Here is a 16,231-nt window from a genome sequence, read left to right on the forward strand (position 1 = left end):
AGTTAAAACCTCCTTAATAATTAAAAATGAATGGCTTTTCCATCAACAGCAAGGGCTGCTTCACCGATTGCTTCGGATAAGCTTGGGTGTGGATGAATAGTATGAGCAACTTCCCATGGCGTCGCATCTAACACTTTTGCAAGACCTGCTTCTGAAATCATGTCTGTTACGTGAGGACCAATCATGTGAACTCCTAGTAGGTCATTTGTTTCATCGTCTTTAATAATTTTTACAAATCCTTCTGCTTCACCATATACAAGTGCTTTACCGATTGCTTTAAACGGCATTTTGCCAACTTTCACAGCATGACCTTTTTCTTTTGCTTCTTGTTCTGTTAAACCCACGCTTGCCACTTCTGGGCTACTATATACGCACTTTGAAATATTTTCATATTGAATTGGGAGCGGCTTTTTATCTCCTATATGTTCGACTGCTACAATTCCTTCACGAGAAGCCACGTGAGCCAGCTGAAGACCACCAATGACGTCACCAATTGCATAGATATGCGACTCTTTTGTTTGATAAAATTCATTTGTTTTAATAAAACCGCTCTCAACAACAATGTCTGTGTTTTCTAATCCAATGCCTTCAACGTTGGCTTGTCTTCCAACAGATACAAGCATCTTTTCAGCTTCGTATGTACTTGTTTCACCATTCACTTCAGCTTTCACTTTGACACTTTTATCTACTTCAACGGTATCCGCTAACACTTTAGCAGAAGTAACTACCTTAATTCCTTTTCGCTGTAGCTGTTTTTTCATTTCAGTTGATATATCGTGATCTTCGGTTGGTAGAATACGATCACTGTATTCAATAATCGTTACCTCAACTCCAAAGTCAGCAAGCATTGAAGCCCATTCAACACCGATTACACCGCCACCAACAATCATAATAGATTGAGGAAGATTTTTCATTTGTAATGCTTCATCCGATGTAATGATAAACTCACCGTCAATCGTTAGCCCTGGTAATGTTCTTGGGCGCGAGCCTGTTGAAATGATTACGTTATTTGGTATAAGCATTTCATTTTCTTCACCGCTCTTTAGCTCAACTGAAATGGTTCCTGGCATCGGTGAAAAGATGGATGGCCCTAATATACGGCCAAAGCCTTCATACACATCAATTTTGCCTTTTTTCATCAGTCCTTTGACGCCGTTATACAGCTGTGTAACAACCAAATCTTTTCGCTCTTGTACACGCTCATAATCGAGTTTTACATCAGATGCTAAAACGCCAAAAGAGTCTGCTTTTTTTGCTGTTTGATACACTTCTGCACTTCGTAATAAAGCTTTGCTTGGGATACAACCTGCATGAAGGCATGTACCACCCAGCTTTTCTTTTTCTACAATTGCAACACTTAGGCCAAGCTGGGAAGCACGAATTGCCGCTACGTATCCGCCGGTGCCTCCCCCTAGAACTACTACATCATATTCCCTTGCCATATATTGTCACACCTTTCCTTTTAAAGTGTAGAAGAGTGAATATGCTCACCAGGATATTGCTTCGCTTTCTCTTCTTGTTTTAAGACGCGCAGTGCTCCTTCAGCCAGTGCTTGAAGTTCGTTTTCTCCTGGAAACACCGTAACATCTGCAATCCACTTTACGCGTTCAATAATTAAACTCACGAACATTTTTGAATAAGCAATTCCACCTGTTAAAATAATTGCATCGACTTTCCCCGCTAGCACAGCACTTGCTGCACCAATCTCCTTTGCAATCTGGTAAGCCATCGCTTCATACACTAATTTTGCTTTTTTATTTCCATGTTCAATAAGCTTTTCAACTTTTTGAACATCAGACGTCCCTAAATACCCAACTAATCCACCTTTACCAACAAGCATCTTCATAATATCTTCGCGATAATACTCACCCGAAAAGCATAAGCGGACAAGTTCTCCTACCGGAACGCTTCCCGCTCTCTCTGGACTAAAAGGACCGTCACCGTGTAAACCGTTATTCACGTCAATAACTCTTCCATAGTTATGAACACCAACAGTAATACCGCCACCCATATGCGTCACAATTAAGTTCAACTCTTCGTACTTTTTATCGAGCTGAGCTGCAACTTTACGGGCTACAGCTTTTTGATTTAATGCATGAAAAATACTTTTACGCGCCATATGCGGGCTGCCTGACACCCTTGCCACATCTAATAGTTCATCAACAACCACAGGGTCGACAATAAATGATGAAATATTCAAGCCAGAACCAATTTCATACGCTAAGATTCCACCAAGGTTTGATGCATGATGACCTGCATATCCTTCTTTTAAATCTTTAAGCATTAACTCATTCACTTCATACGTACCACCTTCAATCGGACGCAATAATCCCCCACGTCCGCAGACGGCATTAAGCTTTGATAAATTAATCCCTTCTTCATCAAGCGCTTCTAAAATGGATTTTTTTCGAAATTCATATTGATTATAAATGGTTTCAAATACACTCAGTTCTTTTGCTTCATAGCGAATCGTGCGATCAAAAATCATTTGGTCATTGTGGAATACACCGATTTTCGTTGATGTCGATCCTGGATTAATGGTGAGTATTCGATAATCTTGCATAATTAACACAGAGCCTCCTAGCTGTATAAAGTTTAACTTCCATCAGTGAAAATTTTCTTCATCTCCACTGGTGATTAGTTAAACTTATCGGACCTTTACAGACAGCTGATTTCCCACTTCTTTTCTTTCTGGCCTCATCATCTTAAAAGGAAGGATTACTGTCCGTTAAGAGTGGGATAAAATATTGTTTGCTTAAATGAAGCTAGGGAGCATATTCCTACAAGTCCCTAGCTGTTGGCTGTTAGCGAGAGCGTCTACTTAAAAGGTGATGTCCGTTTTGTAAAAATTGACTACGAGAGCGTCTTAGCTTCTCAATACGCTCTTCTGCTAGGCGATCTGCTGCTACATATGTTGGAATTCCGTCTCGCTTTGAAATTTCAATTACTTTTTCAATATTATCATAAATCGTTTCAACCTTTTTCAATGCGCGTTCGCGGTTATAACCAATTAATTCGTCCGCTACGTTAATTACTCCTCCAGCATTGATTACATAATCCGGAGCATAAATGATTCCCATCTCATGAATCATATCGCCATGACGCGCTTCTTTTAGCTGATTGTTTGCTGCTCCAGCAATTACCTTTGCTTTTAATTGTGGAATTGTTTCATCGTTAATTGTTGCGCCTAGCGCACAAGGTGCATAGATATCACATTCTACTCCATAAATATCCTGTGGGTCTACTGCTTTTGCACCGAATTCTTCAACTGCACGCTGTACAGATTCTTTGTTGATGTCTGTCACAATGAGCTGTGCGCCTTCTTCATGAAGATGACGGCACAGGTTATATGCAACGTTTCCGATTCCCTGAACTGCGATTATTTTCCCTTCTAAAATATCCGTACCAAAAGCTTCTTTTGCTGCTGCTTTAATCCCGCGATAAACTCCATAAGCCGTAACTGGTGAAGGATTTCCTGATGAACCAAATGCAGGTGAAACTCCTGTTACGTAATCAGTTTCTTGGTATACAAGGTCCATATCTTCAACTGTTGTCCCTACATCTTCAGCCGTAATATAGCGTCCGTTTAGCCCTTGAATATAGCGTCCAAATGCACGGAACATTTCTTCGTTTTTATCCTTCTTAGGATCACCGATAATAACTGTTTTACCGCCTCCCAAGTTAAGCCCTGCTGCTGCGTTCTTGTACGTCATGCCTTTTGCAAGACGCAGCGCATCTTCAATCGCTGCTTCCTCAGACTCATACGTCCACATTCTCGTTCCACCTAAAGCCGGCCCAATTGTTGTATCATGAATTGCAATAATTGCTTTTAACCCCGATTGCTCATCTTGGCAAAAAACTAATTGTTCGTAATCATACTGTTCCATATAGCTAAAAATTTTCATTGTTGTTTCCTCCTATCAATTATGTGTCGCTACGTTGATTGCTAACGCTAACGAATAAAGTTTACTTTCAGCAGAATCTGCTCTTGACGTAAGTACGATTGGCGCTTTCGCTCCGGCAATAACAGCTCCAACCTTTGCTTGTGCAAAATAAATAAGTGATTTATATAAAATGTTTCCTGATTCAATCGTAGGTACTACTAAAATATCAGCTGCTCCAGCAACTTCACTTTGGATTCCTTTTTGCTCAGCAGCTACGTGACTGATGGCATTATCCAAAGCAAGAGGTCCATCGACAACACAGCCTTTTATTTGACCACGCTTGTTCATCTGTGTTAATAATGCAGCATCTGTGGTAGCTTCCATTGCTGGATTGACTACTTCAACAGCTGCGATTGGCGCTACTTTTGGTGTTGTTATCCCCATTGCTTTTGCAACACCAACCGCATTTTCAATAATTTGAACTTTCTCTTGAATACTTGGTGCAATATTCATTGCTGCATCAGTGACAATAATAGGTCTGTCATACCCCGGAACTTCAAAAACAGCTACGTGTGATAGGACGTTTCCAGTTCGCAAACCGTTCTCTTTATGTAAAACAGCTTTAAGAATGGTTGAAGTTGAGAGGTGACCTTTCATAACAATATGCGCTTCATTCATTGCTACGGCATGCACTGCTTCTTGCGCAGATTGTTGAGGTGAATTAGTATGCACAATCGTAACTTCGCCTGTTTCCAAGCGTTTTTCAGTCTCTCGCTCTAAAATTGATTTAATTTTAGCTTCGTTTCCATATAAAACAAAACGAGCTAATTGGTGCTCACATGCCTGGTTAACCGCTTCGAGAGTTTCTGCATCCTCAGCAGCAGCAACGGCAACTGTAACCTGTTTATTTGTTACACTTTTACGCATTAACTGTTTAAGTATCATGAAATGCTCGACCTTTCATGTTAGAGTTTGGTAAGAAAGAAGCTAGTAGCTTCACCACTTTTTATATTTGCAAGAACCATGCCAAATGTTGAGAACATTGAAGAATTCCTCGTTTTCTAACGAGTTCCCTTGATTAAGGCTGAAAACAATACGCTTTATTATTTTTTAGGATATACAATCGATTAATGAGCTCATTAAATCACGTGCAACATTTTGCACGTTATGCATATTATTGCATGCCTATATTTGCAATTCCGTATTTTTCAAGCTTGTAGTAAAGAGCGCGAATTGATATATTTAGACGTTTTGCAGTTTTGGTTTTATTATAATCATGTTCTTTTAAAACGTGCAGTATAACATCTTTTTCATATTGTTCCACTAACATTGAAAGGGTCTCACCGCTTTGTATAGTAAAATCAACAGATGTTGGTTCAGTCTGTTCACTTACATCATTTAGAGTTGGAAGATGTTTTGCAGTAATGATTACCTCACTATAATGCATATAAATAACAGCTCTTCCTAAAATGTTCTCAAGCTCTCTGACGTTTCCTGGCCAGTCATAGTGGACAAGCAATTTTAATGCATCCTCTGATAGACCTTCTACACTTCTGCCATAGTCTTGGTTAATTTTCGTAATTAAGTGTAGCGCCAAGGCCTCGATGTCTTCTTTTCGCTGTCGAAGAGGTGGAATTTGAATTGGAATTTTATTCAATCGATAGTAGAGATCTTGTCTAATTGTTCCGTCGGCAATCCCTTGTTCCAAATTCACATTCGTTGCCGCAATCACTCGCACGTTTACAGGAATAGAGCTGGTCCCCCCCACTCGTACTAGCTCCTTTTCTTGTAGCACTCGTAATAGTTTTGCTTGCATATGTGCTGATAATTCACCGATTTCATCTAAGAAAATACTTCCGTTATTCGCTTCTTCAAACAACCCGCGCTTGCCACCCCGCTTAGCACCTGAAAACGCTCCTTCTTCATAACCAAAGAGCTCGCTTTCTAAAAGAGATTCCGATAACGCAGCGCAGTTTACGCGTACAAATTTGTTATACTTTCGTTCACTTGCATTATGAATAGCATGGGCAAACAGCTCTTTTCCAGTTCCAGACTCTCCGCGCAGTAAAACTGTTGCAGGCGTTTTAGCTGCTAGTTTTGCTTGTTCAATGGCTAACAAAAATTCTTCAGATTCACCAATAATGTCAGCAAATGAATACTTCGCTTCTAGCGTACGAATAATTTGGCGCGCTCTGTTTAATTCCGTCGTAAGCTGCTGTATCTCTGAGATATCGTGAATAACGCCTACGCTCCCTTTTAACTTACCATCCACGATAACCGGAGCAACGTTTACAACAACATCTTTTTTGTTCGGTCCCACTTTCATGCTGACACCGCGCACAGCTCTTCTTGTTTTTAACACCTGCATGTGCATGCTTTCTCCTTCAGAAATATCTGTGGTTGCCGGCTTCCCAATAATATCTGAGCGCTGAAGTCCCGTGATTTTTGTATAAGCAGGGTTTATTAATAACCCAACACCTTCTTCATCCACAACTGAAATGGCTTCTTCTGATGACTGAATGATTGCTTCAAGCATTGTTTGAATATCCTTTAAATTAGTTACTTCCTCAGCTAAATTCACCACTTCTGTAATATCTTTAAAAACAGAAAACGCTCCAAATAATTCTCCTTTTTCATTAATCATAGGAATGCGTGACGTAATTACTTTATGACTGTTCGTAATGGTAAACTCTTGATTATAATCCGTCCGTTTTGTCAGTAAAGTCGTTGGTAACTCACTCGCTGGAATGGATTCATGAATATGCTTTCCAATGACGTTTTCACTTTTTAAGTTTGTAATTCGTTCAGCACTTTTATTAAAGAGGGTTATTTTTGCCTCTTTATCTACAACAATCATTGCATCATGCGTAGAGTTAAAGATCAGGTTATATTTATCTGATTCATGCGTTAACCGCTCAATTAATTCTTCTTTTTGCTCCATTAAGCTAGCCATCATTTTAGCAACTGATCCTGGAATCAACAGCGTATTACTTTGTTTTTGCTTATGTAATTCCTGAAAGACACGTTCACTTCCAGTCGCATCTACAATCACATCCACACCTTGGTGAAGAAAAGATGACCAGCTTGTGGACACTTTTATCCCTAATTGCTCTGCATACTTCATCGCTGGCGCCTCAGAGTTAACATCTACTACTCCAGCTACCTTTACGCCTTCCGCTTCTTCAATCATCTTTAATACGGCCAACCCACCCGTGTTAGCACCAATAATCAACACAGTTTGCATATTTTTTCACCTTTTTCATTTAAAATGGAAAAATACTCTGCAACTTCTTGCACCACTTTATCATATAAAACTTTAAACAGTCTTGACAATTTTTTTTGCTGTTTTATCATTTAAGTAAGACAAACCAGGAAAGGATTTCCTAACTATGATGAGGATTATTGCATTGCTCATTTTATTAATTCCCGGAGTTTTAGCAGGTTATGGCATTAAATTAATGAGAGATATGGTGTTTGGCATTTTACAGCCGCCTTTTTCATCCTTAATGCTTCAGTTCACTGTAGGGTTGCTATTTTTTGTAATTGGTTTAGGATTTGTAGCAGGTTTTATTCTTCATCGAGATCGAAAGCGTCAAAAGGTTCAACCTCGCTTTCAGCAAAAAAAAGAAGCATCTCTATCAAAAAAATAGAGATGCTTCTTTTTTTACATACGTTTATTAGCAAATTCGTTAACCATCTTCTCAGGATAATCAGTGATGATGGATTCACAGCCATATCCGTATAGCTGTTTCGCTAGCTTCACATCATTCACCGTATATGGACGCACAGGGATACGATAGTCTTTGGAAGCAGCTACGTTTACTTGATTAACCGTACGATAATTTGGATGAAGTGCTCTAGCACCAAGGTGTTGAGCATAAATCCAAGGCTCAAACATTGGGTATGAGTATAAAATAGCGGTTTCAATGGTTGAATCAAAAGATGTTACTCTCGCTAAGCTATTATGATTGAATGAAGATATAATGATACGGTCTTTCATTTTATAATAGTAAATAAGGTCCAGTACTTTCATTTCTAAATAAGGATAGTCAAACAAGTTGTTTTTCAATTCAATATTAACAGAAAACTGTTGATTAGAAGCCCAAGCTAGTACTTCTTTTAACGTAGGTATTTGACACGCGCCGTATTTCTTTTTAAATTTATAGCTCGCATCAAGGCTTCTTAATTCTTTATAATTAAAGTCCCTTATATACCCTTTACCATTTGTTGTACGATCAACTTTTTCATCATGAATAACCATGAGCTCATCGTCTTTGGACATATGAACATCAAGCTCAATTCCATCTGCTCCTACTCTGATTGCTTCTTCAAACGAAATCATTGTATTTTCAGGAAACGTCCCTGCTGCTCCTCTGTGACCCATAATACGCATACTTGCTCAATCCCTTCATTATGACTTATGATTAACAAGGTAGTTGCAATTTATCATAATGCTTACACATATATTTTACAAGAGAATAGGAGTTGATATGTATGAGACCATTACAAATCTCACCTGATACGGCTGTCAAACTAGCTGAAAAACTAAACGTTCCTTTAGAACAACTTATGCACATGCCCCAGCATATCCTATTGCAAAAGCTTGCTCAGCTGGATAAAGAAGACGACAAGAGCTAATGATAGATCACTGGTATTATGGAGCGATCCAAGATAAGAAAGGCCTTTTAAGAAGGTCTTTTTTTTATTTAATTAACTTTTAACAAAAATGATATTTTATTATTGCAAAATGAAAAAGTAAGTGTTATTATCTAATTGTGAAATACTTCACAATATCTAATTCGCCGAAATGATTACAAAAAATTAAAGATGATTTGTTTTTTATTTATCTAACTATGTGAAATATTTCACATACTATTTGCTTGAGGAGGCATTCTTATGGAAATGACATTAGGAAACAAAGTTGTGTTAGTAGGTACAGGTGCAGTTGGAGCAAGCTATGCCTATTCATTAATGAACCAAGGTATTTGCGATGAGTTAGTGTTAGTTGACTTAAACGAAGAAAAAGCACGCGGTGATGTAATGGATTTAGCTCACGGTATCGTATATGCTCCAAGCTCTATGCGCATTTCTTTTGGAACGTACGATGATTGCAAAGATGCTGCTATTGTCGTAATTTGTGCAGGAGCAGCTCAAAAGCCAGGAGAAACAAGACTTGACCTTGTTCATAAAAATGTCAAAATCTTTGAACACATCGTGAATGGAGTCATGTCCTCTGGATTTAATGGTATTTTTTTAGTAGCGACAAACCCAGTTGATATCCTTACTTATGCCACATGGAAATTTTCAGGACTTCCAAAGGAACGCGTGATTGGTTCAGGCACCATCCTTGACTCAGCTCGTTTCCGTCATCTCCTCAGTGAAGAGCTTGGCGCAGCTCCAACGAGCGTCCACGGTTATATCATTGGAGAACACGGAGATTCTCAGCTTGCCGTTTGGAGTGGCGCTAACATTTCTGGAACACCAATCGCAGATCAGCTATCATCAGAACGAAAAGAAGAAATTGCTGTTCAAGTACGAAATGCGGCTTATGAAATTATCAAATCAAAAGGTGCTACTTATTATGGTATCGCAATGGGATTAGCTAGAATTACGAGAGTCATCTTGAGAAATGAGCAGGTTGTCCTTCCAGTAGGAGCCTATCTAGACGGAGAATATGGTGAACATGATATTTATGTAGGTGTTCCAAGTATCATTCACCGTGGAGGTGTAAAGAAAGTCTTAGAACTTCCGTTAGATAAGTCCGAACATGAAAAATTCTCAAAATCTATTCAAACGTTAAAAGAAATTCAGCAGCCATTTTTCTCTTTACCAAACTAAGCAGGAAGCGAGAAAGTTCGCTTTCTCGCTTTCTAAAGGAGCCATTCATATGCTTGTTGATACGTATAATCCATTTCAAAACCTTACGCTTTCAGCACTTATTGCAGCTATTCCCATTATCTCATTTTTAATATGTTTGACCCTTTTTAAAATGAAAGGAATTTATGCAGCACTGTTAAATTTGGGTATTACGCTCTTTCTTGTTATTTACTTTTTTGACCTTTCACCTACGCATGCATTCGGCAGCGTTATTCAAGGGTTCGTTCAAGGTATCTGGCCTATTGGCTATATTATTATTATGGCTGTGTGGCTTTATAAAATTGCCGTTGAAACCGGAAAATTTGATGTTTTAAGAGGTAGTATTATTAACATTTCCAGTGATCAGCGACTTCAGCTATTGCTCATCGGCTTTTGCTTTAATGCCTTTTTAGAAGGAGCTGCAGGCTTTGGTGTGCCAATTGCAATTTGCGCCGTACTACTTGTTTCACTCGGTTTTAAGCCACTTCAAGCAGCTATGCTTTGCCTAATCGCGAACGGAGCATCTGGTGCATTTGGCGCCATTGGGATTCCAGTAGCGATTGTTGATACTTTTCAGTTAGAGAACGTAAGCGCCATGGATGTATCGGTGCAAACAGCTTTAACTCTCCCTTTCATTAACTTTACGATTCCTTTTTTACTTATCTTTTTAATTGATGGATGGCGAGGAGTTAAAGAAACGCTCCCTGCTATTTTGGTCACATCTTTTGTTTATACTAGTGCACAAGCCACTATGACCATCCTAATTGGGCCAGAGCTTGCTGATATTATTCCTGCGCTTTTAGCAATGGGAGCACTTGCTCTTTTCTTACGTAAATGGCAGCCAAAGCGTATTTTCTTGCTAAATGGACAAGCCCCTACTGTGAGAAAATATCCAGTAAAAGAAGTTATTCTTTCTTGGTCACCTTTTTATTTGTTAACAGGATTTGTACTAATCTGGAGCCTTCCTGTTTTCAAATCTCTTTTCCAACCAGGAAACCTGTTATCACCTTTTGTTTTCACTTTTAATGCTCCTGGAACACCTATTGTACTTTCAATTGATTTCATTGGAGCAACAGGAACGGCCATCCTTTTTGCTGCTATAACGACTGTTTTAACAACGAAAAACATTAACCGTTCTCGGAGCATAGCACTTCTAGGAAAGACAATCAAAGAATTTATCATTCCTATTGGGATGATCTGTGCTGTTATCAGCATCGCTAAACTAATGACATATGGTGGCTTAACAATGGCACTTGGGAATGCCGTAGCCGAAGCAGGTCAAATTTTTCCTTTGTTCTCCCCTGTTCTCGGCTGGATTGGTGTTTTTATGACGGGATCTGTTGTGAATAACAACACGCTGTTTGCTCCAATCCAAACAACGGCCGCAGCTTTAATTGGAACAAACCCTTCTATGCTAGTTGCTAGCAACACAGCTGGAGGAGTCATGGCAAAGCTCGTATCCCCGCAGTCAATTGCTATTGCAACAGCAGCAGTTGGTCAAACAGGAAAAGAAGCTGAGTTAACCAAGATGACGCTTCGCTACAGCCTCGCTTTACTTTTATTTGTTTGTATTTGGACTTTTATCTTATCCCTTCTTCAATAAAAAGATCCTCGGCTTCTCAAGCCGAGGATCTTTTTACATTTCTTTTCCACTACGATTCAGAGACTCTTCCACAAACTGAATTTTGCTCATTAGTTTATTGATTCCGATTGGAAAGAAATACGAACCAAAAAAAGCACATACAAAAGCTTCAGACCAGATTTTTAACCACGTTGACATAAATGTATCATTGTAACCAAAGTTAATGGATACCAAGGTAAATGAAACAAAACAAGAAATACTTAATGCCATACAAAATGCAAAAATAATACGCTTATATTTCATATGAATCCTCAATTTTAAATGTCACCTTCTTTTTTAACAAATAAATTAAAAGTGGGAGTGGATGTTATGTTACTTATTCAATATGTGAAAACCATAACAAGTATGCATAGCAGTTCGTTCCGCTTATTTACAAATCAACACTTTTACAAGTATATATATGGTATCATCTATATTTATTTTAATAAATTAACTATTTTCAAATCTAACCGTACAGATATTTATCATCTTTATTGTACTTAGTGCCTAAAGTTATGAATAGCTTTTGAAAAAACTAGTACAATAAAAAACATCATTCTTTGTAGGATCAGCGTCCTCGTAAAGAATGATGTTTTTTCATTTATCTAAATATATCTTACTATTCAAGGACACTAATAAGCATTCGTTTACTTCTTACCCTCTCAAGAAGCTTTATGTTCAAGGCGTAATTTATCCGCAACCATTGCAATAAACTCCGAATTTGTAGGCTTTGCTTTCGTCATGCTGACAGTATAGCCAAATAAAGACGAAATTGAATCAATGTTTCCTCTGCTCCAGGCTACTTCGATTGCGTGGCGAATGGCACGTTCCACACGACTTGCTGTGGTATTATATTTTTTTGCAATATCCGGATAAAGAACCTTTGTAATCGAACCAAGTAATTCAATATCTTTATAAACCATGGAGATCGCTTCACGTAAATATAAGTAACCTTTAATATGGGCAGGCACACCAATTTCATGAATAATGCTTGTAATGCTCGCATCTAAGTTTGCAGGTTTATTATCACGCTGTAAGCGCATTGCTGATGAGGATGAACGGTTTGTAAAAGATGATGCTTGACCACTTACCTGGCGAATATGATTTACTAAGTTTTCCATATCAAATGGCTTTAATATAAAATAAGCAGCACCTAAATCGACTGCCTTTTTCGTCACATCTTCTTGACCAAAAGCGGTTAACATAATTACATTAGGATAGTTTTCTTTTTTCATTTCTTTTAATTGACTCAATACTGCAAGCCCGTCTAAATGAGGCATGATGATATCTAGTACAAGCACGTCCGGGTCTTTATCTTTTAAAATAGATAAACATTCCTGCCCGTTATACGCAACCCCGATTACTTCCATATCACCTTGTTCAGAAATGTAATCCTCAAGCAGTCCAATTAATTCTCTATTATCATCGACTAAACATACTTTAATTTTTTTCAAAGTATCTTCCTCCTCATTCCCTTAACTTATACGCCAGTCCCGCATGTCTCTACTCTTTATTCTAAAGGACAAATTCGACAATGCAACATTATTTCCTTTATTTTTTTATAAAAAAGTCTTTTTTATCATTATCCCATAAATTCCTTTTGTTTTCTGGTTTTTTCGACGTTTTTCTAACAAAAATACGACAGTCTTTTCATAACAAAAAGAGCGAACTATTTATCATTAGCTCGCTCTTTTTGATTCTTTTTTATAAATATTAATGCCCGCTTCATTTAACATCCATTCGATATGAACACCATATCCTGAAGTTGGGTCATTCACAAACACATGAGTAACGGCTCCAATTACTTTGCCATCTTGAATAATTGGACTTCCGCTCATTCCTTGCACAATACCGCCTGTTTTTTCTAATAACTTTTTGTCTGTAATTTTAATGACCATTCCTTTAGTAGCAGGAAACTTTTGCGGAACACTACTAACAACTTCCACATCAAATTCTTCCACTTTATCGTTTTCGACCACCGTTAAGATTTTAGCTGGTCCTTCTTTTACTTGATGAGATAGTGAAATCGGCATCGGCTTATCTAAAATGCCATTTTCCATCGTTTCAGATAGCTTTCCAAAGATACCAAATGGACTATTTGTTTTAATATTACCGATAATTTCTTTATTTTCTGAGAAACGCGCTAGCTTCTCGCCTGGAACACCGTTTTCACCTTTTTCAATTGATGTGACGGTAGAGCGTACGATTTGCCCATCTTCTACAACAATTGGCTTTTTGGTATCCATATCGGAAATTACGTGACCTAACGCTCCATATTTTTTTGATTTGGGATCATAGAAAGTCATCGTACCAATGCCCGCAGCAGAATCTCTAATATATAGACCAATTCGATACGCGTAATCTTCTTTGTCTTTTAAGGGATATAACTTTGTTTGTAATTGTTCTTTTTCTCTCATTACTTGTAATTTTAAAGGCTCTCCAGTTTTTCCTGCTTGCTGAATAAATGGCGTAATATCACTCATTTTTTCAATCGTTTTGCCATTGATTTTTGTAATCATGTCGCCTACTTGGATGCCTGCAATTTCACCAGGAGATTTCTTTCCATCTTTCGTATCAACTTGATGGTAACCAACAACCAAAACACCTTTAGAGTTCAACTTGACGCCAATTGATTGACCTCCAGGAATGACTTTAAAATCAGATAATACTTGAACATCTACTCTTTTGACCGGTACTCCTGCAAGATGAAGCATCATTTCTTCTTTGCCTACTTCTTTGCCAGCTATTCTAAGCTTAGCATCTTGTTTCATCGTTTCAATAACATCATTACTATGAGTGCTAACTGCTAACGATGTGGAAAATTTTACTTCATCACTTTTAAACAGTGTCATTTGTTTTGGGATAGTAAGGTATTGCTGCACAACAGGGATAAAGCCTACAAAAATAAACGAAACAAGGAGAATTGCACCAATTATATATCTAAGTCGATTGTTCATCTTTTCACTCTCCTCGCTTCCTCGCCTAAATGGCTACACTTTTACTTTTGCCTTCTTATAGCCCATTTATAACCGAAGTTCAAAGAAAAATAAAAAGAACCGCAGGAAAGATTTTTAACCGATGTTTACTACATAAAAAAAGCGCTTTTGGCACATAACAATCCACCAGAAGCGCTTTTTAAATAATTATTGTTTAATTTTTGCTGCTAGACCTAACAGTTCTTGGGCATGCTGCTGCGTTAAATCGGTTATTTCGGCTCCTGCAATCATGCGAGCAATTTCTTTTGTTTTCTCTTCTTCGTTTAACGGTAAAACAGATGTTGTAGTGCGATCATCTTTGATTTGCTTTGAAATAAACAAATGTGTATCCGCCATAGCAGCGACCTGTGGAAGATGCGAAATACAAAGCACCTGGGAATCTACAGAGATGGCGTGAATTTTTTCACCAATGGATTGTGCGACACGACCGCTCACTCCTGTATCTACTTCATCAAAAATAATGGACGTAACACCTTGATGCTTAGAGAAAATACTTTTTAGTGCAAGCATAATACGAGATAACTCTCCACCAGAAGCTACTTTAGCAAGTGGCTTTAGCGGCTCTCCTGGGTTTGTCGAAATATAAAACTCCACTGAATCAATACCATCCTTAGTAAACTTAACAGAACCACCGCTCAGTTCGCTATCAGCTTGGTTTGGCGGTAGCTTTTCAAATACGATATTAAAGATAGTTTTAGCCATATAAAGCTCCTGTAGCTCTTGATGAATACTATCCGTTAATTCCGCAGCTAACTGCTTTCTAACCTCAGAAACATTTTTCGCTTCAACAAGCAAGTCCTCTGCTACGCTCGACAGTTTTTGTTTAATTTTTTCAACATGAGTATCTCGGTTCTCAATTCGATCAATTTCATCTTCAATTTGAGCTGCATACTCTAGAATTTCATCAACGCTTTGACCATATTTACGCTTTAAATGACTAATTTCATTTAGCCGTGATTCAATAAAATTGAGACGCTTTGGATCATACTCTAATAAATCGAGCTGCTGGCGAATACGATAAGACACATCTTCAATTTGATAAAAGCTTGATGATATGACTTCTGAAATTTCGCCATAGGTGTCTTCTAAATTCGAAATTTCTTCTGCATGGTTCATAGCTACACCTAGCCAATCTAGTCCTCTTTGCTCACCATGAAGAGCGTTATATGCATCCGTTAAGGACGTATAAATCTTTTCAAAGTTAGAAATTTTAAGGCGCTCATCCATCAGTTGCTCATCTTCATTTGGTTGAAGGTCGGCTGCTTTTATTTCATCAAGCTGAAATTGAATTAAATCTAAGCGGTGGGCCATTTGCTGTTCGTTTTCTGTTAATTGTTCTAATTGTTTCTTTAACGTTGTATATGTAGCAAACACTTCTCGATATTCTGATAGTGCTTCTTCAACCTTCTGACCTCCATACTGGTCAAGAAGAATTAGATGTCGATCTTGGTTCATTAAGTCCTGATGCTCATGCTGACCATGAATATCCATCAGTGTTTGACCCACTTCACGTAAAATGCCAAGCGTGACTAGCTTTCCATTAATACGACAAATGCTCTTACCATTCATGGTAATATCTCGTCTGAGTACCACCATGCCATCTTCAACTTCAACTCCCACCTGCTTCGCTTTTTCATAGCAAGGGTGCTCGTCTTCAATTAGAAATAACCCTTCGATTTCCGCTCGATTTGTTCCATGCCTTACAAACTCGGATGAACCGCGTCCACCAACAAGCAGATGAATGGCATCAATAATAATTGACTTACCAGCTCCTGTTTCACCTGTTAAAACTGTTAAGCCTTTTTCAAACGATACTGAAAGCTCATCAATGATGGCAAAGTTTTTGATTGATAGTTCTGCTAACAATCTGTTTC

14 protein-coding genes are annotated in these 16,231 nt (G+C 38.2%); 4 read left to right on the plus strand and 10 right to left on the minus strand.

Features of this window, described 5'->3' with window-relative positions; genetic code table 11:
* Window positions 1–20: 20 nt before the first annotated feature.
* The 5 genes from lpdA to MKZ18_RS16575 all read right to left on the minus strand — a co-directional run bounded on the left by lpdA (window position 21) and on the right by MKZ18_RS16575 (window position 7,128).
* Window positions 21–1,442, minus strand: a complete 1,422-nt coding sequence (gene lpdA / locus MKZ18_RS16555; RefSeq protein WP_076512159.1) for a dihydrolipoyl dehydrogenase — start codon at window positions 1,440–1,442, stop codon at window positions 21–23.
* Between the two features lie 20 nt (window positions 1,443–1,462).
* A complete protein-coding gene (gene buk / locus MKZ18_RS16560) occupies window positions 1,463–2,563 on the minus strand; it encodes a butyrate kinase (RefSeq protein WP_035320423.1) in 1,101 nt (366 codons plus the stop codon).
* A gap of 241 nt (window positions 2,564–2,804) precedes the next feature.
* A complete protein-coding gene (bcd, locus tag MKZ18_RS16565; protein ID WP_061784657.1) occupies window positions 2,805–3,905 on the minus strand; it encodes a branched-chain amino acid dehydrogenase in 1,101 nt (366 codons plus the stop codon).
* Window positions 3,906–3,920: 15 nt separating this feature from the next.
* A complete protein-coding gene (yqiS, locus tag MKZ18_RS16570) occupies window positions 3,921–4,829 on the minus strand; it encodes a phosphate butyryltransferase (RefSeq protein WP_144594060.1) in 909 nt (302 codons plus the stop codon).
* A gap of 229 nt (window positions 4,830–5,058) precedes the next feature.
* Window positions 5,059–7,128, minus strand: a complete 2,070-nt coding sequence (locus MKZ18_RS16575; protein WP_076512158.1) for a sigma 54-interacting transcriptional regulator — start codon at window positions 7,126–7,128, stop codon at window positions 5,059–5,061.
* A 145-nt stretch (window positions 7,129–7,273) separates the two neighbouring features.
* Here MKZ18_RS16575 and MKZ18_RS16580 point away from each other — a divergent pair, with 145 nt between their 5' ends.
* Window positions 7,274–7,534, plus strand: coding sequence for a DUF2627 domain-containing protein (locus MKZ18_RS16580; protein WP_061784659.1), 261 nt, complete (start codon window positions 7,274–7,276; stop codon window positions 7,532–7,534).
* A 14-nt stretch (window positions 7,535–7,548) separates the two neighbouring features.
* Here MKZ18_RS16580 and MKZ18_RS16585 read toward each other — a convergent pair whose 3' ends face one another.
* A complete protein-coding gene (locus MKZ18_RS16585; RefSeq protein WP_025909233.1) occupies window positions 7,549–8,277 on the minus strand; it encodes a glycerophosphodiester phosphodiesterase in 729 nt (242 codons plus the stop codon).
* Between the two features lie 101 nt (window positions 8,278–8,378).
* On the opposite strand from MKZ18_RS16585, the gene MKZ18_RS16590 reads away from it, so the two are divergent.
* The 3 genes from MKZ18_RS16590 (at window position 8,379) to MKZ18_RS16600 (ending at window position 11,343) form a co-directional block, all read left to right on the plus strand.
* Window positions 8,379–8,522 carry a YycC family protein gene (locus MKZ18_RS16590; RefSeq protein ID WP_064484024.1) on the plus strand — a complete coding sequence of 48 codons (144 nt, stop codon included), beginning with the start codon at window positions 8,379–8,381 and terminating at the stop codon, window positions 8,520–8,522.
* A 258-nt stretch (window positions 8,523–8,780) separates the two neighbouring features.
* Window positions 8,781–9,722, plus strand: coding sequence for an L-lactate dehydrogenase (locus MKZ18_RS16595; protein ID WP_341344579.1), 942 nt, complete (start codon window positions 8,781–8,783; stop codon window positions 9,720–9,722).
* A 49-nt stretch (window positions 9,723–9,771) separates the two neighbouring features.
* Window positions 9,772–11,343 carry an L-lactate permease gene (locus MKZ18_RS16600; RefSeq protein WP_138116641.1) on the plus strand — a complete coding sequence of 524 codons (1,572 nt, stop codon included), beginning with the start codon at window positions 9,772–9,774 and terminating at the stop codon, window positions 11,341–11,343.
* Window positions 11,344–11,376: 33 nt separating this feature from the next.
* Here the strand turns inward: MKZ18_RS16600 and MKZ18_RS16605 are convergent, their stop codons facing one another.
* The 4 genes from MKZ18_RS16605 to recN all read right to left on the minus strand — a co-directional run bounded on the left by MKZ18_RS16605 (window position 11,377) and on the right by recN (window position 16,223).
* Window positions 11,377–11,625, minus strand: coding sequence for a DUF2798 domain-containing protein (locus MKZ18_RS16605; protein WP_224839988.1), 249 nt, complete (start codon window positions 11,623–11,625; stop codon window positions 11,377–11,379).
* 398 nt (window positions 11,626–12,023) lie between these two features.
* A complete protein-coding gene (spo0A, locus tag MKZ18_RS16610; protein WP_025911485.1) occupies window positions 12,024–12,815 on the minus strand; it encodes a sporulation transcription factor Spo0A in 792 nt (263 codons plus the stop codon).
* Between the two features lie 225 nt (window positions 12,816–13,040).
* Window positions 13,041–14,318: a SpoIVB peptidase gene (spoIVB, locus tag MKZ18_RS16615; RefSeq protein WP_144594059.1), complete on the minus strand. Its 1,278-nt coding sequence runs from the start codon at window positions 14,316–14,318 to the stop codon at window positions 13,041–13,043.
* Window positions 14,319–14,504: 186 nt separating this feature from the next.
* A complete protein-coding gene (gene recN, locus MKZ18_RS16620) occupies window positions 14,505–16,223 on the minus strand; it encodes a DNA repair protein RecN (protein WP_025911489.1) in 1,719 nt (572 codons plus the stop codon).
* Window positions 16,224–16,231: the final 8 nt, after the last annotated feature.

This window comes from Priestia sp. FSL W8-0001, assembly GCF_038050335.1.
Lineage (GTDB): Bacteria > Bacillota > Bacilli > Bacillales > Bacillaceae_H > Priestia > Priestia flexa.